Source organism: Sulfurisoma sediminicola, from assembly GCF_003865015.1.
In the GTDB taxonomy this organism is placed as follows: Bacteria; Pseudomonadota; Gammaproteobacteria; order Burkholderiales; family Rhodocyclaceae; genus Sulfurisoma; species Sulfurisoma sediminicola.
Map to the genome: position 1 here is coordinate 81,576 of NZ_BHVV01000002.1, position 24,945 is coordinate 106,520.

Sequence of the window (24,945 nt, forward strand, 5' to 3'; positions counted from 1 at the left end):
CAATCGATGCGGTGAATGACGCGGCGGCTTCGTGCAGGCGCGTTCAGGGCTTCACGTAGGCGAAGCCCTCCTGCGCCTGCAGCCGGGCGACTTCTGCTACGCCCGACGGCACGATCTTGGCGTCGGGATGGACGGTCTTGGGGTCGATCTTGCGGCTTTCGAGCGTGAAGTTGCATACGCGGAACTCGACGCCCTTGAGCGAGAGATCCTCGACGCGGCTGGTGAAGGTGTTGCCGTTCGCGTCCTTGGCGCCGGGCAGCAGGAAGTCGATGCCCTTGGCGTGCGAAACGACGACGATGCGGGCGGTGGGGTCGGCGCTCAGGTGGTTGCCGATATTGCGCAGGGCATCGGCGGCCTGCTCGAGGCCCAGGTTGAGATGGTAGACGACCTTGACGGGATCCTTGGCCGATCCTGCGGAACTGGTGGCGGCGTAGGCGGCAAGGGTGCCGAGCAGCAGCAGGGCACCAAGGCGGCGCAGCGTGGTGACGATGGACATCGGGTTTTCCTCCAGGGGTCGGGGTTGGCGGCCGTGAATGCGGCTCTGCGAGTAAGACGCCGATGCGGCGGACTTTATTCCGTCGTGGGCATGAGTTCCGCGAAAGTGGCCAGGGCAAGGTAGCCGCCGGTTTCCTTCTCGGGCTGGCGCGTATCGGGTCGCCGTACGGCGCGCAGGTGGGCGATGCCAAAGGCCCGCGCCGAGTCCAGCACCGGCAGGCTGTCGTCAACCAGCAGCGTGCGTGCCGGATCGAACGGCTCGATCTGCTGCAACTGCCGCCAGAAGCCGACATCCTCCTTGGCCACGCCGAGTTCGTGCGAGGTGACGATGGCGTCGAAATGGGGCTTGAGGCCGGTCTTCGCCATCTTGAGCGTCACGCTCTTGTGGTGTGCGTTGGTGGCGAGCACGATGCGGCGGCCCGAGGCCCGCACGGCTTCGAGGAAATCGACCACGCTCGGATGCACGGCGATCAGGTGGGCGACCTCTTCCTTGAGCGCCATGATGTCGAGCTCGAGTTCGGTTTCCCAGAAATCGACGGAGTACCACTCGAGCGTGCCTGCGCGCGCATGGTAGCGGGCCATCAACTCCTCGCGGCCGGCTTCCCGGCTGATGCCGCGCGCCTCGGCATAACGTACCGGCACGTGCGCCTGCCAGAAGTGATTGTCGAAATGGAGGTCGAGCAGCGTGCCGTCCATGTCGAGCAGAACGGTGTCGATCGCTGCCCAGTCGAGGCGGGTAGTCATGGTCGCTGCCTGGAAAGTCGTGGCAGGGGCGAGCGGGTGTCAGGCACTGCCGCCTGCCGCCGACACCGTTTCATAGGTCGCGCGCTCGTGGTCGCTGCCGCGTTCGACCAGGCCCGTCAGGCGAATTTTCCGATCCTGGCTCGGCAAGACCTCCAGCACGCGTTCGCGCTTGAACCAGCCACACGGCAGGATGATGGTCGAGGGTTCGGCCAGGGACGGGATTTCGGGGAGGAAGAATGCCGGGACGGCCTTGCTGCGGATTTCGTTGAGACCCGTTCCGCGCACCATGACCGCCATGGGCTCACCGGCGAGAATGCGAACGCCGGCATGCAGCGCATCGTCGGTATCGATAGTCGCCCGGCGCACGGTGCCGAGGTGGAGAACCTTCATGTCGGGAGCACGTACGGCGACCAGCTGCCTGCCGACGAATCGCTGACCGGGCTGGTCTGCGCGGCGCACCAGTTGCAGGCCCGACGGCGACTGGTCGACGAGGCGCCAGAATTCCATCGTCTCCCGGTGCTTGTTCGTGTCCTGCAGGGGCAGATGGGCGCCCGGCGTCGCGGGCGTGGCGAGGATCCTGCCGAATACCGCCATTTCTTCGCGCTGGCGGCGGATCTCTTCGTCGCTCAGCGTGCGGTCGGGTCGCCCGAGGGCCATACCGCCGGAAATGTGGAAATGCGCAGCTTCGAGACCGCCGATGACGACGCAAGTGCCTGCGGCGCCGCGCCGCTCGTGTCGGCGCGCGGCCCCACCCTTGCACCAGCGGAAATACATCTGGACCAGCAGATCCCGCGCATGTGGCTGCACGCAGTCCTCCCCTAATCCCAACTCGGCCGGCGACTGGCCGTTCTCGAGCGCGAGGATGCGCTTCTTGAGGCTGCGCTTGAGTTGCGAGGTGTCAACGATGCGCTGAACGCTGGAAGGCGTGGCGCGGTAGCCGGCGGGATGGTCGGATTCAATGTCAACGAAGAGCGGCGCGCTCCGGCTTGGAGGCGGCAGTTCGCTGCGCAGCTCGAGCTTGCTTGACCAGCGGCGCACCCAGTGTGCGACCCAGCCGGCCTGCCGCGCCGGCAGCTCCTGCATGCTGGCCAGATGCAGCAGCAGGGCCTCACTCCAGGCACCGAAAGGCGTGGCCGGTGAGCGTCCGCGGCGCAGCGCGTCCGCCACCGGCTCCTGCGCAACGCCCGCCGTCTCGGCCGCGGCATAGGCGCGATGCACCTTGCGCCAATGACCGGCGGTCACATTGCGGCCGCTGCGGTAGCAATCGAGCTGCAGCTCGGCCAGTGCCGTCAGGGCGCGCTGGACCGTGACGGCCAGCTGTCCCTCGGTGCCTGTCTCGCGCCCGCGGCAGGCATCGACACAGCGCAGGTAGCCGTCGGCGAGGCCGCACCACGTGACCAGGGACGCATCGAGTGCCGCCTGTTCGGCTGGCTTCAGGGGCAGCGGTCGATCGACGAATTCACGCCGGTTGTCGGTCAGCGCGGAGTGAACCGGCGCGCGCAGCAGTTCCAGGATGGCGAATCGTTCGGCGGCAGCCAGTCGATGGCCATTGAGGCGCTCGATCTGGCGCTCGAGCTCGACCAGGCGGTTCTTCGGATGGTTGCGGACGAGGGCGTCGAGCCAGGTGCCGCAAGTCGCCGGGGACGAAAAGGCCGGCGCCGCGGAAGCGGCCCGGCCGTTGTCGATTCTCGAAGTCGCTGAACTCATGGATACCTTGCCCTGTCGAAGCGTCCGGCTCGCCGGAATGGGAACGACGAGTCCGATCGCCCGGCAGGGGCGAAGGTTACCACGCAGCCATGGCGCCTATTTCAGCTTCTTGATACCCAGCAGGTTCATCACGTATTTCTCGTAAACCGGCTCGGTGGTGCCCTTCTTCATCTTGCGCAGCAGGTACTTTTCGAAGGCGATCTTGGCCAGGTGCACCCACTTGCCCTGGGAGAACCAGTTGACGTTGCGCGGCGGGATCTGCGGCAGCGCGACGAAAGCCGCGCCGTTGTCGCCGAAATCGGCGAGGCAGACCGCGTTCCAGGTGGCCTGCTGGTCCGGCTCCTTGCCGTCGAGCACGTTGCGGATGTTGTGCACCGTGGCCGTGACCATGGACTCGATCATGTAGCCGGTCTTGGGCGTGCCGGTCGGCACCGGGGTCGCTTCCACCGGGGGAATCGCGACGCAGACGCCCACCGAGTAGATGTTCTTGAACTTCGGGTTGCGCTGGAACATGTCGGCGACGATGAAACCGCGCGGGTTGGTCAGGCCCTCGATGCCGAACACGGCGTCGATGCCCTTGAAGGCCGGCAGCATCATCGAGTACTTGAAGTCGAGTGTGTGCTCCTTCTTCACCGAACCGTCGTCGTTGTGCTCGGCGACGAACATTTTGCCGGCCTCGACCTTGGTCACCTTGGCGTTGCAGATCCACTTGATGTGGCGGTTGCGCATCACCGATTCCATCATGCCCTTGGAATCGCCGACGCCGCCCAAGCCGAGGTGGCCGATGTAGGGCTCGGCGGTGACGAAGGTCATCGGCACCTTGCTGCGGATGCGGCGCTTGCGCAGGTCGGTGTCCATGATCATGGCGAATTCGTAGGCCGGGCCGTAGCAGGAGGCGCCCTGCACCGCGCCGACGACGATGTGGCCGGGGTCCTTGCAGAAGGCTTCCCAGGCCTTGGCGGCTTCGACCGCGTGATCGACGTGGCAGATCGAGTGGGTGTGCTTGGTCGGGCCGAGACCCTCGACTTCGTCGAACGCGAGCTTGGGCCCGGTGGCGATGATCAGGAAGTCGTAATCGACGCTGCTGCCGTCCTCGAGTTCGATCTGGTTCTTGTCAGCGTGGAGCTTCTTCGCGCCCTTGGCGATGAACTTGATGCCCTTCTTTTCGAGGTAAATGCCGGCATCGATGGTGATGTCTTCCTTCTTGCGCCAGCTGACGGCCACCCAGGGATTGGATGGGGTGAACTGGAAGAAGGAGTGGTTCGAAACGACGCTGACGGTGTCCTGCGGCCGAGCCTTTTCCCGCATCTCATAAGCGGCGGACATGCCGCCGACGCCGGCGCCGAGAATAACGATATGTGCCATGTGTGCTTGTCTCCTTGGGGTCTTGTCAGACCTTGAATATATGGTTCATTGCTTCGAGCCCTGACTGTACCATCTCCTGTAGTTCGTCCGAGCTGTCTTCCTGGTCGAGCACCAGAGCGGTGTAGGCCGACAGTGCCTTGAAGGCGCAGGCGATCTTCGCGACCTCGTTTGCGGTGTCCGCATCCATCTTGACGCCCTTTTGCAACTCCCAAATCGGCTTTTCTTTCATTGTGGTCTCCTCCTCGAATGCGAAAAAAAGCCCTGTATTGTGGAAGGGCATCGGGATCGGCGGTTTGATCTGGATCAGTTATTGCGCTCGCGCAGGCGCGCGAGGGCATCGCGACCGGAGAGCAGGTGGTCGTGCATCAGCCGGGCAGCCTCGCCTTCTTCACGCTTCCTTAACGCAGCGAGGATGGCGCGGTGTTCGGCGAGCGATTGCCTGAGTCTGCCGTCGACGCGCAGAGAATCGCGCCGCGTGAGCTTGAGCACCTTGCGCGCGTCGTCGATCATCTGCGCGAGGAAGCGGTTCCCGGCGATGTGCTGCACCGCCGCATGAAAGGCCTGGTTGGCTTCGAAGAAACGGTCGGCATCGTTGGCGGCCGCGTGGCGCTCCAGATCCTTGTGGATCGCAGCAAGTTCCGCGAGGTCGGCGGCGGTGGCGCGGCGTGCCGCTTCCCAGGCGCAGCGCCCCTCGAGCAGGGCCATCACCGGGAAGATGTCGTCGAGGTCCTGCTCGGTCAGTTCGGCGACATAGCAGCCGCGCCGCGGTTCCAGTCGCACCAGACCTTCGCCGGCGAGCACCTTGAGCGCCTCGCGCAGCGGCGTTCGCGAGATGCCGAGTTCGGCGGCGATGGCCTGTTCGTCGAGCCAGGCGCCGGGAGCCAGCTCGTGGGCGAAGATGCGCGCGCGCAGCCGCTCCGCCACTTCCTCGTAGAGTGCATGGCGTGTGATCGGCATGGACGGGGTGCTATCCGTGTCTCTTGCATTCATAATTATGGATAACGTATTATGGATGTCAGGCAGTTGTCAAGCCTGCGCCGCACAATTGCCGGCTTGAGCAGCCTTCCCGCCTGCCGCCTGTGGAGTGAGCCATGAGCCAAGAGTCCAAGCCCCATCCCGATTTCCCCGCCGCCTCGATCGAAGGCTGGGCCAGGGCCGCTGCCAAGTCCGCGCCCGGCGGCGACGCGAGCGGCCTCGACTGGCTGACACCCGAAGGGTTGCGCGTAAAGGCGCTCTACACCGCGGCCGACACCGCCGGCTTGCCCTTCGCCGACACCCTGCCGGGCTGCGAGCCCTTCGTCCGCGGCCCGCAGGCGACGATGTACGCGGCGCGGCCGTGGACCATCCGCCAGTACGCCGGCTTCTCCACTGCCGAGGAATCGAACGCCTTCTACCGCAAGGCGCTGGCCGCGGGCGCGCAGGGCGTCTCGGTGGCCTTCGACCTCGCCACCCATCGCGGCTACGATTCCGACCACCCGCGCGTCGTCGGCGACGTCGGCAAGGCCGGCGTGGCGATCGACTCGGTTGCGGACATGAAAATCCTCTTCGACGCCATCCCGCTCGACAAGGTCTCGGTGTCGATGACCATGAACGGCGCCGTGCTGCCGGTGCTCGCGGGCTACGTCGTCGCCGCCGAGGAGCAAGGGGTGGCGCAGGAGCAGCTCGCGGGGACCATCCAGAACGACATCCTCAAGGAGTTCATGGTCCGCAACACTTACATCTACCCCCCCGAGCCGTCGATGCGCATCATCGCCGACATCATCGGCTACACGGCCGAGAAAATGCCGAAGTTCAATTCCATCTCCATTTCCGGCTACCACATCCAGGAAGCTGGCGCGACGCAGGCGCTGGAACTGGCCTTCACCCTGGCCGACGGCATGGAGTACGTGCGCACCGCGATGAAGAAGGGCCTCGACGTCGATGCTTTCGCCGGCCGCCTCAGTTTCTTCTTCGGCATCGGCATGAACTTCTACCTCGAGATCGCCAAGCTGCGCGCGGCGCGCCTGCTGTGGTGGCGCATCATGAAGGAGTTCGGCGCCAAGAACCCGAAGTCGCTGATGCTGCGCACCCATTGCCAGACCTCGGGCTGGAGCCTGACCGAGCAGGACCCCTACAACAACGTGGTGCGCACGGCGATCGAGGCCATGGCCGCGGTGTTCGGCGGCACGCAGAGCCTGCACACCAACGCCTTCGACGAGGCCATCGCGCTGCCCACCGAATTCTCGGCCCGCATCGCCCGCAACACCCAGATCCTGATCCAGGAAGAGACCCACATCACCAACGTCATCGACCCCTGGGCCGGCAGCTACATGATGGAGAAGCTCACCCAGGACATGGCCGACATGGCGTGGGACACCATCGAGGAAGTCGAGAGGATGGGCGGCATGACCCATGCCGTCGAGTCCGGCTGGGCCAAGCTGCAGATCGAGAAGTGCGCCGCCGAGAAGCAGGCGCGCATCGACTCCGGCCAGGACGTGATCGTCGGCGTGAACAAGTACCGCCTCAAGGACGAGGCGCCGGTCGATACCCTGGATATCGACAACCATGCCGTGCGCGAGGCGCAGCTCGCGCGCCTGGCCCAGGTGCGCGCGACGCGCGATGCCGCGGCCGTGCAGGCCGCGCTCGACGCGCTGACCGCGGCCGCGAAGGACGGCAGTGGTAACCTGCTCGATCTCGCCATCAAGGCAACGCGTTTGCGCGCGACCGTGGGCGAGATTTCGGACGCGCTGGAAAAGGTCTGGGGCCGCCACCGCGCCACCCACCAGACCGTTTCCGGCGTCTACGGCGCCATGCTCGGACAGGACGAAAAGATGCGCGACGAGATCGCCGCCCTGCGCAGCCAGATCGAAACCTTCGCCGCGGCGGAAGGCCGGCGTCCGCGCATCATGATCGCCAAGCTCGGCCAGGACGGCCACGACCGCGGCGCCAAGGTCGTCGCCACGGCCTTCGCCGACCTCGGTTTCGACGTGGACATCGGCCCGCTGTTCCAGACGCCCGAGGAGGCCGCGCGCCAGGCCATCGAGAACGACGTCCACGCCATCGGCGTGTCGACCCTGGCTGCCGGCCACAAGACGCTGGTGCCGCAACTGGTCGAGGCGCTGAAGCAGGAAGGTGCCAACGACATCGTCGTCTTCGTCGGCGGCGTGATTCCGCCGCAGGACTACGAATTCCTGCGCCACCTCGGCGTGGCCGGCATCTTCGGCCCCGGCACGCCGATCCCGCAGGCCGCCCACGATGTGCTGCGCGCTGTCCGCGCCGCCCATTTGCCGCACAGCGCCTAGGATGACACCCTACGTTTGGTGGGTGATCGGGCCGGCGGGGTACTCTGCGCCGCTCATGTCTCCCGGCTTCGGCAGCGCGGAGCAGTGCTCCGCGAAACCCTGCCTACGCCCTCCTTTACTTCGCTCTGCAGAGCACCCCGCCGGCCCGATCGGGCAGCGCAGTGGTTGTTTGGAGGTCAAGAGGCACCGGTGGTTCCCGCCAGGGGCGGTGGGTGGCCAACGCAGCGAAGTAAAGGAGGAGAGCCGGGCCCGGCCCGGCTCGGAGGACATGAGCAGCGTTGGCCACCCATCGTCCGTGGCGCGCTCGGATCTTCACTCGTGCTTCATCCGTCGCGGTTGGCACCAAGCGCAATGGAGCCACTGAAATGAACGCGCCGGACATTGCCGGTGAAACCGATCGCGCGCTGATCGACGGCGTGCTGGCCGGCGAGCGCCGCGCGCTGGCCAAGGCGATCACGCTGATCGAATCGACCCGCCTGGACCACCAGGCGCGCGCCCAGGACCTGCTCGCCGCCTTGCTGCCGCGGAGCGGCGGTGCCGTACGCGTCGGCATCTCGGGCGTGCCGGGCGTCGGCAAGTCGACCTTCATCGAGGCGCTGGGCCTGTTCCTGATCGACCAGGGCAAGCGCGTCGCGGTGCTCGCGGTCGATCCATCTTCCACCATCAGCGGCGGTTCCATCCTCGGCGACAAGACCCGCATGGAACGTCTGTCGCAGCGCCCCGAGGCCTTCATCCGGCCGAGCCCGTCGTCGGGCTCCCTCGGTGGCGTTGCCGAGAAGACGCGCGAGGCACTGCTGCTGTGCGAAGCGGCAGGGTACGAGGTCGTGATCGTCGAGACCGTCGGTGTCGGCCAGTCGGAGACCGCAGTAGCGGGCATGACCGACGTCTTCGTGCTGCTGCAGCTACCCAACGCAGGCGACGACCTGCAGGCGATCAAGAAGGGCATCGTCGAACTGGCCGACATCGTGGTCTTCAACAAGGCCGACATCGATCGGCATGCCGCCGAAATGGCCGCCGCGCAGATGCGCACGGCGCTGACCATGCTGCGTCCGGCCTCGGCACACTGGAAGCCGCCGGTGCTCAAGGCCAGCGCCGCGAAGAACGAGGGCCTCGCCGAATTCTGGCAGAGCGTCGCGGCCCACCGTGCCGCGCTCGAAGCCGCCGGCGCGCTGGTGGCCAAGCGGCGCCACCAGGCTCTGGCCTGGATGTGGCAGCTGATCGACTCGGGCCTACGCGCGCGCTTCCGCGACCATCCGGGCGTGCGTGCCGCATTGCCTCAGCTGCTGGACGCGGTCGACGGCGGCACGGTGACGCCGGCCGCTGCCGCGCAGCAACTGCTGGGCTGCCTGAGCCACGATTACGAAACACCGAACTACGATTAGCCGGGGAGTAACACCATGCATGAAATCATTCAGCAACTGGAGAGGAAGCGCGAACAGGCCCGCCTCGGGGGCGGCCAGAAGCGCATCGACGCCCAGCACAACAAGGGCAAGCTGACGGCACGCGAGCGCATCGAATTGCTGCTCGACGACGGCACCTTCGAAGAGTGGGACATGTTCAAGGAGCACCGCTGCGTCGATTTCGGCATGGCCGACAACAAGGTGCCCTCCGACGGCGTGGTGACAGGTTACGGCACCATCAACGGCCGCATGGTGTTCGTCTTCTCGCAGGACTTCACGGTGTTCGGCGGCGCGCTGTCCGAGGCCCACGCCGAGAAGATCTGCAAGATCATGGACAAGGCGATGCAGGTCGGCGCGCCGGTGATCGGCCTCAACGACTCGGGCGGCGCGCGCATCCAGGAAGGCGTCGCCGCGCTCGGCGGCTATGCCGAGGTGTTCCAGCGCAACGTCATGGCCAGCGGGGTGATCCCGCAGATCTCGCTGATCATGGGCCCCTGCGCCGGCGGCGCCGTCTATTCGCCGGCGATGACCGACTTCATCTTCATGGTCAAGGACACTTCCTACATGTTCGTCACCGGTCCCGAGGTGGTGAAGACCGTGACCCACGAAGAGGTGACGGCCGAGGAACTCGGCGGCGCGACGACGCACACGACGAAATCCGGCGTCGCCGACCTCGCCTTCGAGAACGACGTCGATGCCCTGCTGATGCTGCGCCGCTTCTTCAACTACCTGCCGCTCAACAACAGGGAAAAGCCACCCATCCGCCCGACGGCGGACCCGGCCGAGCGGCTCGACCACTCGCTCGACACCCTGGTGCCGGACAACGCCAACAAGCCCTACGACATCAAGGAACTCATCATCAAGACGGTGGACGATGCCGACTTCTTCGAACTGCAGCCCGACCATGCGAAAAACATCGTCATCGGCTTCGGCCGCATGGAGGGGCAGACGGTGGGCATCGTCGCCAACCAGCCGATGGTGCTGGCCGGCTGCCTCGACATCAAGTCGTCGATCAAGGCGGCGCGCTTCGTGCGTTTCTGCGACGCCTACAATATCCCCATCATCACCTTCGTCGACGTGCCGGGCTTCATGCCGGGCACGGCGCAGGAATACAGCGGCATCATCAAGCACGGCGCCAAGCTGCTCTATGCCTATGCCGAGTGCACCGTGCCCAAAATCACGCTGATCACGCGCAAGGCCTACGGCGGTGCCTACGACGTGATGGCCTCGAAGCACCTGCGCGGCGACGTTAACTTCGCCTGGCCGTCGGCCGAGATCGCGGTGATGGGGCCCAAGGGCGCGGTGGAGATCATCTTCCGCGAGGAGAAGAACAATCCGTTCAAGGTCGCGGCGCGCGAGCAGGAGTACAAGGCCAAGTTCGCCAATCCCTTCGTCGCCGGCGCCCGCGGCTTCATCGACGACGTGATCCAGCCGCACGAAACGCGCAAGCGCATCTGCCGCTCGCTGGTGATGCTGCGCAACAAGGCCATTTCGAATCCGTGGCGTAAGCACGGCAACATTCCGCTGTGAGCGCCGGGGAGAAACAGACCATGTTCAAGAAAATATTGATTGCCAACCGGGGAGAGATCGCCTGCCGGGTGATGAAGACCGCGAAGAAGATGGGGATCCGCACCGTCGCCGTCTACTCCGAGGCCGACAAGGACGCCCGCCATGTCGAGATGGCCGACGAGGCCGTCTGCATCGGCCCGCCGCCGTCGAAGGAGTCCTATCTGCTGATGGACAAGATCATCGCCGCCTGCAAGCAGACCGGCGCCGAGGCCGTGCACCCCGGCTACGGCTTCCTCTCCGAGAACGAGGAGTTCTCGCGCCGGCTGGAAGAGTCGGGCATCGTCTTCATCGGTCCCAAGCACTACTCGGTCGCCAAGATGGGCGACAAGATCGAGTCGAAGAAGCTGGCGATGGCGGCGAAGGTCAACACCATCCCCGGCTACAACGAGGCCATAGACTCGCCCGAGCAGGCCGTGGAAATCGCCAAGGGCATCGGCTACCCGGTGATGATCAAGGCCTCGGCCGGCGGCGGCGGCAAGGGCCTGCGCGTCGCCCACAACGACCGCGAGGCGCACGAAGGTTTCGCCTCGTGCAAGACCGAAGCCAAGAACGCCTTCGGCGACGACCGCGTCTTCATCGAGAAGTACGTCGAGGAGCCGCGCCACATCGAGATCCAGGTGCTCGGCGATGCGCATGGAAACTGCGTCTACCTGCACGAGCGCGAATGCTCGATCCAGCGCCGCCATCAAAAAGTCATCGAGGAGGCGCCGAGCCCCTTCCTCGATCCCGCCACCCGCAAGGCCATGGGCGAGCAGGCCGTGGCGCTGGCGCGGGCCGTCGATTACCAGTCGGCCGGCACCGTCGAGTTCGTCGTCGGCAAGGACAAGAGCTTCTACTTCCTCGAGATGAACACGCGGCTGCAGGTCGAGCATCCGGTGACGGAACTCATCACCGGCGTCGACCTCGTCGAGTTGATGATCCGCGTCGCCGCCGGCGAGAAACTGCCCTTCGCCCAGGCCGACCTCCGGCTCGACGGCTGGGCCATGGAGTGCCGCATCAACGCCGAGGACCCGTTCCGCGGCTTCCTGCCCTCGACCGGACGCCTGGTGAAATACGCGCCGCCGCCCGAGGTGAACGGCGTGCGCGTCGACACCGGCGTCTACGAGGGCGGCGAGATCTCGATGTACTACGATTCGATGATCGCCAAGCTGATCGTGCATGGTTCGACGCGCGACCAGGCGATCGCCAAAATGCGCGACGCCCTCAATGCCTTCGTCATCCGCGGCGTGGCCAGCAACATCGCCTTCCAGGCCGCGCTGATGCAGCACCCGCGCTTCGTCTCCGGCAACTTCAACACCGGCCTCATCGCCGAGGAATACCCCAAGGGCTTCAATGCCGCCGACGTGCCGCACGACGATCCGGCCATGCTGATCGCCGTCGCCGCCGCCATGCACCGCCAGTATCTCGCCCGCAACGCCCACATCAGCGGCCAGATGCCGGGTCACGAGTACCGGCCCGGCGCGGACTTCGTCGTGCGCCTCGAGGACGGCAGCGACCATGAAGTTAGGGTGCTCGAGGCCGCGGGCGGCTGGAACGTCACCTTCGCCGGCGACCTCTACGAGATCCGCAGCGACTGGCAGTTCGGCCAGGCGCTCTACCAGGGCAGCATCAACAGCGAGCCGTTCTGCATGCAGGTCGAGCGCCGCGGCCTCAAGTACCGCCTGTTCCACTGGGGCACCCAGGCCGACATCCTGGTGATGACGGCGCGCGCGGCGCGCCTGCAGTCGCTGATGCCGAAAAAGGCGCCGCCCGACATGTCGAAGTTCCTGCTGTCGCCGATGCCGGGGCTGCTGACCCACATCGCGGTGCAGGCGAACCAGGAGGTCAAGGCCGGCGAGATCCTGGCCAAGATCGAGGCCATGAAAATGGAGAACGTGCTCAAGGCCGAGCGCGACTGCGTGGTGGACAAGCTGCTGGCGAATCCGGGCGAGAGCCTGGCCGTCGATCAGGCCATCATCGCCTTCAGGTAAAAAGTCGGCGCTGATAAAGCAACTGCGCTACAAGGCGGTCGAGCAAGAAACGCTCTCCTCGCCGTAGCGGATGGCGATACGGCGCAGGATCAGTGTGGCGGCCGGTCGAGATCCCGGTCGAGATGGGAAAGCGGATCTTCCTGCGGCTCCAGGTGGGTCGTCACATGGGCGTAAGGCACGGCGCCACGGATGTCGGCCTCGATCCGTTCCGACCAGTCGTGGCCATGCTGCACAGTCCATTGCCCCGGCACCAGGACGTGCAGGGTCACGAAGGCGCGGCTGCCCGCCTGGCGGGTACGCAGCGCATGGAAGTCCAGGCCCTGCCGGCGGTAGCCGTCGAGTACCGCCTCGATCTGCCCGAGTTCCGGCGCTGCCAGCGACACGTCCATCAGACCCGCCGCCGAGCGGTGCATCAGTTGCCAGCCGGTCCAGACGATGTTCGCCGCCACCAGCAGGGCGATGGCCGGGTCCAGCCACAGCCATCCCGTCAGCCAGACCAGCCCGACGCCGACGATGACTCCGGCGGACGTCCACACATCCGTGAGTAGGTGATGGGCGTCGGCCTCCAGCGTGATGGAGCGGTGCTTGCGGCCGACTCCCAACAAGATGCGGGCGGTGGCCAGGTTGATGATCGATGCCGCCACCGACACGGCCAGGCCGATGCCGATGGCCTCGATCGCCTGCGGATGGAGCAGGCGGTCGACGGCGGCATAGCCGATGCTCAACGCGGCCAGAAGAATAAGGAAGCCCTCGAACGCGCTGGAGAAATACTCGGCCTTGCCATGCCCGTGGGCGTGGTCGTCGTCTGCCGGCAGCGCCGCCAGCGTGAGCATCCACAGGGCCATCAGCGCCCCCGCGAGGTTCACGAACGACTCGATGGCATCGGACAACAGGCCGACCGAACCGGTCAGCCGCCAGGCGATGCCCTTGAGCAGGATGGTGGATAGCGCTGCCGCAATGGACAGCCAGGCGTAGCGCTTGAGCGAAGTAGGTTGCATGGCAGGGGCCATTCTAGCGGCTGGTACACTTGGTCCAACCTTAAGGAAGCCTTAATCGGGCGACACGACAATCGCGCCACTCAAAGACGCCAAAGGGTCCACATGGCCGCCCCACTTCGCAGCTTTCTTTGCATCCTCCTCCTGCCGCTGCTGGCGAGCCCCGCCTGCGCCGCCGACGATTTGGTCCGGCTCACCCCGGAACAGCTTAGCCGTGCCGGGGTGGTTACATCCACCCTCGCCGACATGAAGGCGGGCGGAGCCATCCGTCTGCCGGCTCAGGTGGTAGTGCCCCCGTCGCAGATCGAGGTCATGGCCGCGCCGTTGCCGGCCATGGTGGGTGCGGTAAGTGTCGCCTACGGCGAGACGGTGAAGAAAGGCCAGTTGCTGGCGCGTCTGCGAGGGGCGCAGCTGCTCGAATTGCAGCGCGACTATGCCAACGCCCAGGCACAGGCCGGTCTTGCCGCCGAAAATCTGCGGCGCGACGAAAACCTCTTCTCCGATGGCATCATCGCCCAGGGGCGCCTCTCGGCTACCCGTGCGGCCGAACGGCAGGCTGCCCTGCTTCTCGCCGAGAGGCGCCAGGCTTTGCAACTCGCCGGTGCAGCAGCCCCCGGGGCGGGGTCGCCAACCATGTCGGGCAGCGCGGAGATCCGTGCCCCCTTCGATGGCGTGGTGATCGAGGCTGCCGCCCAGCCGGGCAGCCGCGTTGACGCCATGACGCCGCTGTTCAAGCTGGGCCGGCTTGCCCCGCTCTGGCTGGAAATACAGGCGGCGCCGGCGCAGGCGGCCGGCATCGCGCGTGGCGATGCCGTCAGCATTCCGGGCTGTGCCCTGTCCGGTCGGGTTATTCTGGTCGCGCCGCACATGCAGACCACCAGCCAGTCGCTGCTGATTCGCGCGGAATTGCGCAAGCCCGACGGCTGCATCCGGCCCTTCCAGTACGTGCAAACGGAAATTGCCTCGGCGCAGCTGTTGGCTGAGCGGACCTGGCGCGTTCCTCCGTCGGCGCTGGTTCGCCACCGGGGGCTGATCTGGGTGTTCGTCGAGGCGGCCGGCGGATTCCGTCCGGTTGCCGTCACGGTGCTCTACGAGGCACCCGACGCCGCGATGGTGGCGGCCGACCTCCCCGCTGCCACCCGGCTGGCGGTGAAGGGCGTAGCCACGCTCAAGGCTTCCTGGCTGGGCCTCGGCGGAGGCCAGTGAAATGTTGCAGAAGCTGGTCGAATTCGCGCTGACCCAGCGCCTGCTGGTGCTGATCGCGACGCTGCTGCTGGTCGGCGCCGGCATCTACGGCTTCCGCGGACTGCCGATCGACGCCTTTCCCGACGTCTCCTCGACCCAGGTCAAGATCATCGTCAAGGCGCCGGGCATGACGCCGGAGGAAGTCGAGGCGCGGGTCGTCATGCCGATCGAGCTGGAAATGCTCGGCATTCCGAAGCAGCGCAGCCTGCGCGCCGTGGCCAAGTACGCGATCGCCGACATCACCCTCGACTTCGAGGATGGGGCCGACATCTATTGGGCGCGGCAGCAGGTATCGGAGCGCCTGGTGACCGCGATGAAGGATTTCCCTGCCGACGTTTCCGGCGGGCTGGCGCCGATCACCACGCCGCTGGGCGAGATGCTGATGTTCACCGTCGAGGGCAATCTGTCGCTGGCGGAGAAGCGCAGCCTGCTCGACTGGGTGATTCGGCCGCAGCTGCGCACGCTGCCGGGCGTCGCCGACGTCAATGCCCTGGGCGGCCATGTGCGCAGCTTCGAGGTGGTGCCCAACCTGCTTGCGCTGAAGGCGCGCGGCCTCACCCTCAACGACCTGCGCCGCGCGCTCGAGGCCAACAACCGCAACGATGGCGCCGGGCGCCTCACCGATGGCGAGGAATCGCTGCTGGTGCGGGTCGAGGGCAGCGTCAAGACGCTCGACGACCTGCGCGCCATCCTCGTGCCCGATCCGCATACGACGCACCCGCCGCATGTCACCCGCGTCGGCGACGTGGCGACGGTGCGCATCGGCAGCCTGACCCGCTACGGCTTCGTCACCCGCGGCGGCAAGGAGGAGGCGGTGGAGGGCCTGGTGCTCGGCCTGCGCGGCGCCAATGCGCGCACCGTGGTCGAGGGCGTGCGCGCCAAACTGGCCGAGATCGCGCCTTCGCTGCCACCGGGCGTGACGACGAAGATCTTCTACGATCGCGGCGCCCTGGTGGATCGCGCCGTCGGCACGGTGTCGAAGGCGCTGTACGAGGCCATCGTGCTGGTGCTGGTGCTGCTGCTGGCCTTCCTCGGCAATTTGCGTGCCGCCATCGCCGTGGCCTGCGTGCTGCCGCTCGCTGCGCTGGTGACCTTCATCCTGATGAGCGCCTTCGGCATGTCGGCCAACCTTATGAGCCTCGGCGGACTGGCCATCGCCATCGGCATGCTCGTCGATGCCGCGGTAGTGGTGGTGGAGAACGTCGAGAGTCAGCTCGCCGAGCCGGCGGGCGCGAAGCTGCCCTTCCTCCATCGCATCTATCGCGCCGTGCGCGAGGTGACGGAACCGGTGGTGTCGGGCATGGCCATCATCGTCATCGTCTTCCTGCCGCTGCTGACGCTGCAGGGGCTGGAGGGCAAGCTCTTCATTCCGGTGGCGCTGACCATCGTCTTCGCGCTGTCGGGCTCGCTGCTGCTGTCGCTGACCGTGATTCCCGTGCTGACGTCGTATCTGTTGAAGCCGACGGCGGGGCACCACGAGCCGTGGCTGCCGCGCCAGGCGATGCGGCTTTACGAACCGCTGCTGGCCTGGAGCCTCGCCAATTCCCGCAAGGTGATCATGACGGCGGTGGCGGCGCTCGCTGCGACGGTCGCCGCCTTCTTCCTGCTCGGCAAGACCTTCATGCCGACGATGGACGAGGGCGACATCCTGATGCAACTGGCCAAGCTGCCCTCGATCGGCCTGGAACAGAGCGCGCAGACGGACATGGCGGTGCAGAAGGCGCTGCTCGAACGGGTGCCGGAGATCAAGGACATCGTCGCCCGCACTGGTTCCGATGAACTCGGCCTCGACCCGATGGGCCTCAACGAGACCGACAGCTTCCTCGTGCTGGCGCCGCGCGAGCAATGGCGCCGGCCGGACAAGGAATGGCTGACCGACGAGATCCGCAAGGTGCTGGCCGAGTTCCCCGGCATGGACATCGCCTTCACCCAGCCGATCGAGATGCGCGTTTCCGAAATGCTCACCGGCACGCGCGGCGATCTGGCGATCAAGGTGTTCGGCACCGACCTCGCCGCACTCAACGCGCTGGCCGAGAAGATCGCCGGCCTGCTCAAGACCGTGCCCGGTGCGCAGGACGTGCTCACCGTCAAGAATGAGGGCGTGCAGTATTTCACCGTCGACGTCGACCGCCTGATGGCCGGGCGTTTCGGGCTCTCCATCGAGGACATCGCCACCGCGCTGCGAGCCCAGGTCGAGGGCCAGTCGCTGGGGCTGGTGCTCGAAGGCGGCCGCCGCACGCCGCTGGTGATTCGCGGCAGCGACGAAGTGCGCATGTCGCCGGCCCTGTTCGCCGGCGTGCATCTGGCGCTGCCCAACGGCGAGACCGTGCCGCTGTCGGCCGTGGCCAGCCTCAAACGCGTCGCCGGGCCGGTGAAGGTCGACCACGAAAACGCCGCACGCCTCGTCGTGATCCAAGCGAATGTCACCGGACGCGACTTGGTCGGTTTCGTCGAGGAGGCCAAGGCCAAGGTCGCTGCCGAGGTCAAGCTGCCGGCGGGCTATCGCCTGGCCTGGGGCGGCCAGTTCGAGAACCAGCAGCGCGCCGCCAAGCGCCTGATGCTGGTCGTGCCCGTGGCGCTGGCGCTGATCTTCCATATCCTGTTCACCACCTTCGGTTCGGTGCGGCAGGCGGCGATGGTCTTCGTCAACATTCCGTTCGCCCTGATCGGCGGCGTTTTTGCGCTGCTGATCGCCGGCGAGTATCTCTCGGTGCCGGCATCGGTCGGCTTCATCGCACTGCTCGGCATCGCCGTGCTCAACGGCCTGGTGCTGATCTCCTACTTCAACCAGCTGCGGGCGCTGGGCATGCCGCTCGAGCGCGTGGTGATCGAGGGTTCGAAGCGGCGCCTGCGGCCGGTGCTGATGACGGCCTCGATCGCCGCCTTCGGCTTGGTGCCGCTGCTGTTCGCCAGCGGTCCCGGCTCGGAAATCCAAAGGCCTTTGGCCATCGTCGTCATCGGCGGGCTCGTCACCTCGACGCTGCTGACGCTGGTGATGCTGCCCATCCTCTACCGTCGCTGGGGAGCCCAATGAAACGCCTCGACGCCTGCCTCAAACTGACCCTGCCGCGCGCGCTGGAAGCGCGCATCCTCGACCATCTGCTGCAGCATCCGCAGTGGGTCGGCCCCTTCGTCACCCACCCGGTCGAGGGGCACGGCGATCCCGATCGCATCGAAAGCGCGGCCGAGCAGGTGCGCGGCCGCGCCGAGCGCGTGCAGATCGAGATCCTGCTGGACGCGAACTACGTCGACGACCTGCTGCGCGAACTGCGCGCCGAACTGCCAAGCGGCGACGTGGTCTGGCGGCTGTCGCCGGTCACCGCAGCGGGGACGCTCGCATGAAACGCTCTCTGCTGCTGGCCCTGGCCCTGCCCCTGGCGGCAGTCGCTGCCGACTTCCCCGATCTGCCGCCCGCCGCGCAGGTGGCGCAGGCGCTGCGCAAGCATCCGACGGTGCGCGTGGCGGAGGCGGGCCTGCGCGCCGAGAACGCCGGCCGCGACCGGCTCGAGGCGGGCCCGCACGAGTTCGCGCTGCGCCTGCTGAGCCAGCAGCGCCAGGATCGCCCCCTCGACGTCACCTACCGCGAATACGAGGTCGGTGTCGAGCGCGCCGTGCGCTTGCCGGGAAAGGCAGGCAAGGACGCAGAAATTGGCGCGGCCGGGGTCGAGCAGGCGCAGCTCGTGCTGGGCGACGCCCTGCACGAGAGCGCGCGGCTGCTGCTCTCCCGCTGGTTCGAATGGCAGCGCGAGACCGCCGCGGTCCGCGAATGGGCGGCGCAGGCGGAGACGCTGCGCGCGCTGCACGGCGCGGTGCTGAAGAAAGTCGGCGCCGGCGACACGCCGCGCTTGGAGTCCCTGCTCTCGGAGGCGCAGCTGGCGCAGGCCGAGGCGCAGCTGGCGCAGGCGCGTTCGCGGCTTGACCGGGTTGCCGACGAGCTGGCACAGCAGTTCCCGGGCATAACGCTGCCCGCCGAGGTTCCGCGGCAGACGCCGCAGGCCCTTGCCGGCGCGGAGGCCTCGCCGGAAGCCTGGCGCGAGCGCATCCTCGCCCACAACCATGAACTCGGCGTCGCCCGTTCCGCCGCCCGGCGCGGCCGACTCATGGCGCAACGGCTCGACGCCGAGCGCCTGCCCGATCCGACGCTCGGCGTGAAGTACGCCTCCGAACGCGACGGCCAGGAACGCATCGTCGGCCTGCACGTGAGCATTCCCCTGCCGGGCGAGGCGCGCGCCGCGACCGCGCGCGCCGGCAGCGCCGAGGCCGATGCCGCCGCCGCGCGCGAGGCGCTGGCGCTGGCCAAGGTCGAAGCCGAGGCGCGCCGCACGCTGAGCCTGGCGCGGAGCGCCCATGTGCAATGGCAGCGCCTGGCCGACGTCGCCGCGCGCATGGAGGACAACGCGCGGCTGCTGGAGAAGGCCTGGCGTCTCGGCGAAGGGCAGTTCTCCGACCTGCAGCAGGCCCGGCGCCAGGCGATCGAGACGCGTCTGGCGGCGACGCAGGCGCAGCTCGACGCCAACGAGGCGCGCTACCGACTGCTGCTCGACGCCCACGAACTGTGGGATATGGACGAGGCCGGCGCCGACGGCACGCCGCCGCAGTGACACGCGATAATGCGCGGATGACCTCTTCCGCCCTGACCGCCACGCTGTTGCTGGCGCTTTGCCTCTGCGCATCGCCGGCACGGGCCGAGGAACCGCCGGCGGCCACGCCCTACCGGCCCACGGTATCCAATCCGGCCGAACTGTCTGCGCCGGGCTGGCTGGAGGTCGAGGCGGGCCACACGCGCAGCAAGGGCGGCGACGCTGCCTGGCAGGACTCGACGCCGTGGCTGCTGAAGCTCGCCTTCAGCGAAGACTTCGGCATCCTGCTGGGCGGCGATGCCGCCCTCGGCGAAACCGATGCCGCGGGTGTGCGCACGCGCGGCCATGGCGACACCACGCTGACCTTCAAGCACCACTGGGGCGCGGGCGAGGACGCGGCCTTCGGCCTCGAATGGGGCGCCAAGTTCGCCACCGCATCGAACGGGCTCGGCACGGGCAAGCAGGACTATGTCATGAACGGCATCTACAGCCGCGACATCGGCGATGTGCGCATCGACGCCAATCTCGGGGCGACCCGGCTGGGTCTCGAAACCGCCGGCATGGCGCGCTGGCAGTATGCCGGCGCCGTCGCCGCGTCGCGCCCGCTCGGCGAACGCTGGTCCGCCGCGCTGGAGCTGTCCAGCAGCTACCGGCGCGGCGACGCGACCTCGAGCCAGTGGCTGGCCGCCCTCGGCTACGCCATGACGAAACGCCTGGTGTTCGACTTCGGCGTGGACGGCCGCCTGACCGAGGCTGCGCCGAACTGGTCGGCGTTCCTCGGCGTGACCTACCTCACTGCCCGGCTCTGGTAGACGTCAGATCACCAGCTCGAACCTGAGGCCGAGGATGTCGGCATTCTTCACGGTGCGGTCGCCTCCCGGATGTTCGATGCGCTGCCACAGCGGCTGGAGGTAGAACTTGCGGCTGATCTGGGCGCGGTAGTGCACCTCGACGGCGTCCTCCGAATTCACCGTCTCGTTGCCGGCCGCCGCCTGGGCTTCGCGCCAGGCGCCGCCGTAGCGCCCGCGCGTGAAGGCGATGCCCAAATGGTCATCTTCGCGACTCGCCGCGATGCCGCGGACGCTGACGCCGACATTGAACGCGTCGCGCAAGGCGCTCGACCGTCCGTCGGTCATGCTGTAGCGGCCGAAGACCGCGAGCCGCCGCAGCGGATTGCCGTCGAGGCGGAACAGCGTGCGCTCGGCCAGCAGGTAGGCGCCCCAGCTCGGCTGGCGCAGCGGAGTGCCGGCGGCGTCGACGGCGAAAAGATCGTCGGCCTTGGCCGTGTAACGCCATGCACCGACCGCATATTTCGCGATGGTGTCATAGCGCTCGTGCACCACCATCGCCGGCGTCTGCGGCACGGCGGCGGGCTGGGTGGGCTCGAAGGCGTGGCCGAACTCCGCCGGCATCCAGCCGATCTCCGCGATGGTGAAACTGCCGTCGCCCTTGTTGAACTGCACATGCGTACCTTTGGGATTGACGGGATCGCCCGGCACGCCGTCGAGCACGGCGGCCTGCGCGTAGAGCGTCTGGTCGTCCGACACCAGCTTGCCGCGCAAGCCGAAGCTCGAGGTGTTGAAGATCGACGGCCCGCGCGTCAGCGCCAGCTCGCCCGATGCGCCATAGGGCGGCTGCACGAAGACCGCGGCCGAGTCGAGGACCGAGAATTCGGAGTCGATCGGGTAGAGGCCGGCGAGCAGCGAGGCACGACCGGCGTCGAAGTTCTTCTGCAGCCAGCCATGGAGAATCTTGGTGGTATTGGTCGGCGTCTCGATGTTCGATACGCCGAGCGTGCTGCCGACATGGCGCGCGTTGAACTTGCCGCCCTGCTGAGCGATGACATGCAGGTAGGCGGTGGCCTCGTTCCAGCCAAGCAGCCTGTCGAGATCGAGCTTGAACTTGGAGTCAAGGTTGCCCATGACTTCGTCACCGCTCTGGATGCCACCGCGGCTGTTGGAAAGGGCATCGAGCTTCCAGATGAATTCCGTCGTCAGTCCGGCCTTGTAGAGGTGCGCGCGCAAACCGCCCCAGTCGCCGCTCAGGGTCGTGGCGGCGTAATCGGGAGCGGCCTCTTCCGCTGGTGGCGCGGGGGTGTCAGGTGCCGCGCCGTTCTCCGCCGCCGTCGCCGCGACCGCACCGAGGAGCACTGCTGCGGACGCGGCGACGATGAGTCGACGCAAGGCGGTCGTCTCTCAGTCGGCCGCGGGGTAGTCGATGTAGCCCTTGGCGCCGCCGGCGTAGAACGTTGCCTGGTCGAACGGCGTCAGTTGCTTGCCCTGCTGCAGCCGCGCGACGAGGTCGGGGTTGGAGATGAAGGGCTTGCCGATGGCGACCAGGTCGGCGTGCCCGCGGGCGAGGATGGCCTCCGCTCTGGCGCGGTCGAAGCCGCCGCAGGCGATGATGGCGCCGCGGTAGGCTGCGCGCAGCGCCGCCATCAGCGGATGCGCCGCGTCGTGGATCCATGAGGCGCTCTGGTCATAGACGTGCAGGAAGCCGATCTCGCGCCGGTCGAGCTCCGCTGCCAGATACGGGTAGGTCACCAGCGGATCGGGGTCGGGCAGCATGTCGTTGAAGTTGCCGTAGGGCGACTGGCGCACGGCGATGCGGCGCGGCTCGAACAGCTCGGCGACGACGTCGACGATCTCCAGCAGCAGGCGGTAGCGATTCTCCAGCGTGCCGCCGTATTGATCCTTGCGGTCGTTGAGCACGGGGCAGCGGAACTGGTCCATCAGGTAGCCGTTGGCGCCGTGGATCTCGACGCCGTCGAAGCCGGCCTTCTGCGCGAGCCAGGCGCTGTGCGCGAACTGCTGCACCACGTCCTTGACCTCGGCCGTGGACAATGCGGCCGGCGCCTCGCAGTCGACCATCGCCGGCTGGCCATCGAGGATGACGAAGGTCTGGCTGTTGGCCGCCGCCTTGTTCGAGGCGCCGGCGGGAGGGCTGGAGTCGGCGTGCAGCGCCGAATGGGCGATGCGGCCGCAGTGCCAGAGCTGGGCGAAGATTTGGCCGCCCGCCGCATGCACGGCGTCGGTGACCTTCTTCCAGCCGGCGGCTTGTTCCTCGGTCCACAGGGCTGCCGTGCCGAGATAGCCGCGGGCGCGGTCGGAGACCGGCACGCCCTCGGACAGGATCATGCCGGCGGCGGCGCGCTGGCGGTAGTATTCGACGATCATGGCGTTGGGGATCGCGTCGGCGTGGTCGGCGCGGCAGCGCGTCATCGGCGCCATGACGATGTGGTTGGCGAAGGTGACGGCGCCGTTGGTGAATTTGTCGAACAGCATGATCAGGCTCCCTGTTGTTTGAAGGCGGCGATGACTTCCGGCGGGGCCTGCACCAGCTCGATCAGCACCCCCTCGCCGCCGATCGGAAATTCGTCGCTGGCCTTGGGGTGGAGGAAGCAGATGTCGAAGCCCGCCGCGCCCTTGCGGATGCCGCCGGGAGCGAAGCGCACGCCCTGTGCGGTCAGCCATTCCACGGCCTTGGCGAGGTCGTCGATCCAGAGGCCGACGTGATTGAGCGGCGTGGTGTGTACCGCGGGTTTTTTCTCGGGGTCGAGCGGCTGCATTAGGTCGACCTCGACCTTGAACGGCCCGGCGCCCATGGCGCAGATGTCCTCGTCGACGTTCTCGCGCTCCGAGACAAAATTGCCGGTGACGGCCAGCCCGAGCTTGTCGACCCACAGCGTCTTCAGCCTATCCTTCGACGGTCCGCCGATGGCGATCTGCTGGATGCCCAGCACCTTGAATGGCCTGTCCTGGCTCATGATCATTTTCCCCTGACGATCAGCGCGATACCGACGACGATCATCGGCAGGCTCAACCATTGTCCCATGCTGACCATGTAGGACAGGCCGAAGATGCCGGCGTCGGGTTCGCGGAAGTATTCAGCTGCGAAGCGGAATACGCCGTAGCCGACCAGAAACAGCCCCGAGATCTGACCGACCGGCCGCTGCCGACGCGAGAACCACCAGAGCAACGCGAACAGCGCGAGGCCTTCGAGCCCGGCCTGGTAGAGCTGTGAGGGATGGCGCGCCTGCATGTCGACCTGAGGGAAAATCATGGCCCACGGAAGCTCGGGCGAGGCGATGCGCCCCCACAGCTCGCCGTTGATGAAGTTGCCGATGCGACCGGCGCCAAGCCCGAGCGGCACCAGCGGCGCGATGAAGTCGGTGACGGCGAGGAAGCGCGAGCCACGCTTGCGGGCGAACAGCAGCATGGCGGCCAGCACGCCGAGGAAGCCGCCGTGGAAGCTCATGCCGCCCTTCCATACCGCGAGAATTTCGAGCGGATGCGCTAGGTAATAGCCCGGCTCGTAGAACAGCACCTGGCCGAGCCGGCCGCCGACGATCACGCCGAGCACGCCATAGAACAGCAGGTCGTCGAGATCCTGCGCCGTCATCACGTGCCACGGCTGAGACGTCGCGCGCAGCCGTCCGAGCCAGAGGAAGGCGACGAAGCCGGCGAGGTACATCAGCCCGTACCAGCGCACGGCCAGCGGCCCGAACGAAACGGCGACGGGGTCGAACTGGGGATGGATCAGCATGGTCGGGTGATTCTAACCGCCCGTAGAAAGTCGGCGCTGGCGGTACGGTGGTGCGCCGGCCACGGCAGGCCGGGCCGCCGCCTCATGGGCTCCCGCCCTGCGGGTTCCCTTGCGCCGGACCGCTCGCCAGCCGGTCTCGAAACTCGCGGCTGCGCCGCTCAGACATCGAGACCGGACATCCCCGGCGAGCACCCCGGCGCCGCGGCGGTCGCGAAATCGGCGGCAACCCGGCCTGCCGTGTCCGTCATTTGTCGCAGATGCGTCTGTGCGATCAGCGATACCGTAAGGAGCCGGGCACGTGCGCGGGTATCAAATCGACCCTCAGCGGAACTAGCTTGGGTGCGAAAGCAGACGTTCAACGTAGAAGTCACCGGCGCTGCGCGGCCTTATCGCGCGGCGTCCGTGTGGACTGCCGGGTTGGGGCTTGGCCATCGACATAAGCGTCAAGAAGCCGACGAATCATGCGTTGGTACTGAGTGTGATGCTTTGTAGCCTCGGACTTGAAGAACTCAATGCTCTTCTTGCTAAGAGCCAGAGTTACCTTCACGCCTTCTTCACGAAATGCCAATTCGGCTGGCGAAGGGAGGAAGTCGGGAACCACCTGAACCTTGCCAAGGGGCTCATCCGTGTATTTGATTTTCGCGCTCATAGATTGCCTTTCCTTTGCGCCAATAGCCGGCGCCGATGATTCGAATAACCGAAGCGCGGTAAGTGAACCGCACTGTGAGAACACCACCATCGACTTCGCCGAAGCAATAGAACCGCTCTTCGGTCTGGCTGTGTGTCTCGTCCCTGGCAATCACGCGCTGCGGGTCCGCAAAGGCGTATTGGGCACGGGAGAAGGAGACCCCGTGCTTTTCCTGATTCTCGGCGTCCTTGTCGGGATCCCAATCAAAGCGAGTTTTTGCCATGGATACAGAGTAGCACCAGCCCATACAAAACGCCATACGGAGATATGGCGAGCCTCAACGTAGAAGTGAGCGGACTGCGCGATAATCCGCGCAGGTCCCCTCGACTGCCGGGTTGGGCGTCTCTGGCGTTCCTCTGTT

At 66.9% G+C, this 24,945-nt stretch carries 22 protein-coding genes; 9 read left to right on the plus strand and 13 right to left on the minus strand.

Annotated features, from left to right (window positions below):
- Nucleotides 1-43: 43 nt before the first annotated feature.
- The 6 genes from EJE94_RS04435 to EJE94_RS04460 form a co-directional block, all read right to left on the minus strand.
- Complete coding sequence (locus EJE94_RS04435) at nt 44-496, minus strand: DsrE family protein (protein WP_121240256.1); 453 nt, start codon at nt 494-496, stop codon at nt 44-46.
- 74 nt (nt 497-570) lie between these two features.
- On the minus strand, nt 571-1,239 hold the full coding sequence (gene yrfG, locus EJE94_RS04440) for a GMP/IMP nucleotidase (RefSeq protein ID WP_121240257.1): 669 nt from the start codon (nt 1,237-1,239) through the stop codon (nt 571-573).
- Nucleotides 1,240-1,278: 39 nt separating this feature from the next.
- Entirely contained in the window at nt 1,279-2,946 is a 1,668-nt protein-coding gene (locus EJE94_RS04445) for a cyclic-di-GMP receptor FimW-related protein (protein ID WP_121240258.1), read from the minus strand.
- Between the two features lie 96 nt (nt 2,947-3,042).
- Nucleotides 3,043-4,311 carry an NAD(P)/FAD-dependent oxidoreductase gene (locus tag EJE94_RS04450; RefSeq protein ID WP_121240259.1) on the minus strand — a complete coding sequence of 423 codons (1,269 nt, stop codon included), beginning with the start codon at nt 4,309-4,311 and terminating at the stop codon, nt 3,043-3,045.
- A 25-nt stretch (nt 4,312-4,336) separates the two neighbouring features.
- Complete coding sequence (locus EJE94_RS04455) at nt 4,337-4,540, minus strand: hypothetical protein (protein ID WP_121240632.1); 204 nt, start codon at nt 4,538-4,540, stop codon at nt 4,337-4,339.
- A gap of 74 nt (nt 4,541-4,614) precedes the next feature.
- Nucleotides 4,615-5,268 carry a GntR family transcriptional regulator gene (locus tag EJE94_RS04460; RefSeq protein ID WP_121240260.1) on the minus strand — a complete coding sequence of 218 codons (654 nt, stop codon included), beginning with the start codon at nt 5,266-5,268 and terminating at the stop codon, nt 4,615-4,617.
- Nucleotides 5,269-5,402: 134 nt separating this feature from the next.
- On the opposite strand from EJE94_RS04460, the gene scpA reads away from it, so the two are divergent.
- The 4 genes from scpA to accC all read left to right on the plus strand — a co-directional run bounded on the left by scpA (nt 5,403) and on the right by accC (nt 12,531).
- Nucleotides 5,403-7,592: a methylmalonyl-CoA mutase gene (scpA, locus tag EJE94_RS04465; protein ID WP_121240261.1), complete on the plus strand. Its 2,190-nt coding sequence runs from the start codon at nt 5,403-5,405 to the stop codon at nt 7,590-7,592.
- 365 nt (nt 7,593-7,957) lie between these two features.
- Nucleotides 7,958-8,974, plus strand: coding sequence for a methylmalonyl Co-A mutase-associated GTPase MeaB (meaB, locus tag EJE94_RS04470; RefSeq protein ID WP_121240262.1), 1,017 nt, complete (start codon nt 7,958-7,960; stop codon nt 8,972-8,974).
- A 15-nt stretch (nt 8,975-8,989) separates the two neighbouring features.
- The gene (locus EJE94_RS04475; protein ID WP_121240263.1) at nt 8,990-10,522 is read left to right on the plus strand and encodes an acyl-CoA carboxylase subunit beta; all 1,533 of its coding nucleotides are present in this window, start codon (nt 8,990-8,992) and stop codon (nt 10,520-10,522) included.
- 20 nt (nt 10,523-10,542) lie between these two features.
- Complete coding sequence (accC, locus tag EJE94_RS04480) at nt 10,543-12,531, plus strand: acetyl-CoA carboxylase biotin carboxylase subunit (RefSeq protein WP_121240264.1); 1,989 nt, start codon at nt 10,543-10,545, stop codon at nt 12,529-12,531.
- Nucleotides 12,532-12,620: 89 nt separating this feature from the next.
- On the opposite strand, the gene EJE94_RS04485 is transcribed toward accC, so the two are convergent.
- Complete coding sequence (locus EJE94_RS04485; protein WP_121240265.1) at nt 12,621-13,529, minus strand: cation diffusion facilitator family transporter; 909 nt, start codon at nt 13,527-13,529, stop codon at nt 12,621-12,623.
- A 102-nt stretch (nt 13,530-13,631) separates the two neighbouring features.
- On the opposite strand from EJE94_RS04485, the gene EJE94_RS04490 reads away from it, so the two are divergent.
- Genes EJE94_RS04490 through EJE94_RS04510 form a run of 5 tightly spaced genes read left to right on the plus strand, consistent with a single transcriptional unit; the run spans nt 13,632 to nt 20,163 of the window.
- Entirely contained in the window at nt 13,632-14,732 is a 1,101-nt protein-coding gene (locus EJE94_RS04490; protein WP_121240266.1) for an efflux RND transporter periplasmic adaptor subunit, read from the plus strand.
- A 1-nt stretch (nt 14,733) separates the two neighbouring features.
- Nucleotides 14,734-17,805 (plus strand): efflux RND transporter permease subunit, encoded by a 3,072-nt coding sequence (locus tag EJE94_RS04495; RefSeq protein ID WP_121240267.1) that lies wholly within the window; start codon nt 14,734-14,736, stop codon nt 17,803-17,805.
- A complete protein-coding gene (locus EJE94_RS04500) occupies nt 17,802-18,113 on the plus strand; it encodes a DUF3240 family protein (protein WP_121240268.1) in 312 nt (103 codons plus the stop codon). The genes EJE94_RS04495 and EJE94_RS04500 overlap by 4 nt, the downstream gene beginning before the upstream one ends.
- Nucleotides 18,110-19,372: a TolC family protein gene (locus tag EJE94_RS04505; RefSeq protein ID WP_121240269.1), complete on the plus strand. Its 1,263-nt coding sequence runs from the start codon at nt 18,110-18,112 to the stop codon at nt 19,370-19,372. The genes EJE94_RS04500 and EJE94_RS04505 overlap by 4 nt, the downstream gene beginning before the upstream one ends.
- 17 nt (nt 19,373-19,389) lie before the next feature.
- Nucleotides 19,390-20,163, plus strand: a complete 774-nt coding sequence (locus EJE94_RS04510) for a transporter (RefSeq protein ID WP_121240270.1) — start codon at nt 19,390-19,392, stop codon at nt 20,161-20,163.
- Between the two features lie 3 nt (nt 20,164-20,166).
- Here EJE94_RS04510 and EJE94_RS04515 read toward each other — a convergent pair whose 3' ends face one another.
- From EJE94_RS04515 to EJE94_RS04540, 6 genes are all read right to left on the minus strand, one after another.
- Nucleotides 20,167-21,534, minus strand: a complete 1,368-nt coding sequence (locus tag EJE94_RS04515; protein WP_124962394.1) for a carbohydrate porin — start codon at nt 21,532-21,534, stop codon at nt 20,167-20,169.
- A gap of 12 nt (nt 21,535-21,546) precedes the next feature.
- Nucleotides 21,547-22,635: an alkene reductase gene (locus tag EJE94_RS04520; protein ID WP_121240272.1), complete on the minus strand. Its 1,089-nt coding sequence runs from the start codon at nt 22,633-22,635 to the stop codon at nt 21,547-21,549.
- A gap of 2 nt (nt 22,636-22,637) precedes the next feature.
- The gene (locus EJE94_RS04525; RefSeq protein WP_121240634.1) at nt 22,638-23,117 is read right to left on the minus strand and encodes a VOC family protein; all 480 of its coding nucleotides are present in this window, start codon (nt 23,115-23,117) and stop codon (nt 22,638-22,640) included.
- Between the two features lie 2 nt (nt 23,118-23,119).
- Nucleotides 23,120-23,896 (minus strand): prolipoprotein diacylglyceryl transferase, encoded by a 777-nt coding sequence (gene lgt / locus EJE94_RS04530; protein WP_121240273.1) that lies wholly within the window; start codon nt 23,894-23,896, stop codon nt 23,120-23,122.
- A gap of 367 nt (nt 23,897-24,263) precedes the next feature.
- Complete coding sequence (locus EJE94_RS04535; protein WP_121240274.1) at nt 24,264-24,545, minus strand: hypothetical protein; 282 nt, start codon at nt 24,543-24,545, stop codon at nt 24,264-24,266.
- Nucleotides 24,517-24,807, minus strand: coding sequence for a BrnT family toxin (locus tag EJE94_RS04540; RefSeq protein WP_121240636.1), 291 nt, complete (start codon nt 24,805-24,807; stop codon nt 24,517-24,519). The genes EJE94_RS04535 and EJE94_RS04540 overlap by 29 nt, the downstream gene beginning before the upstream one ends.
- Nucleotides 24,808-24,945: the final 138 nt, after the last annotated feature.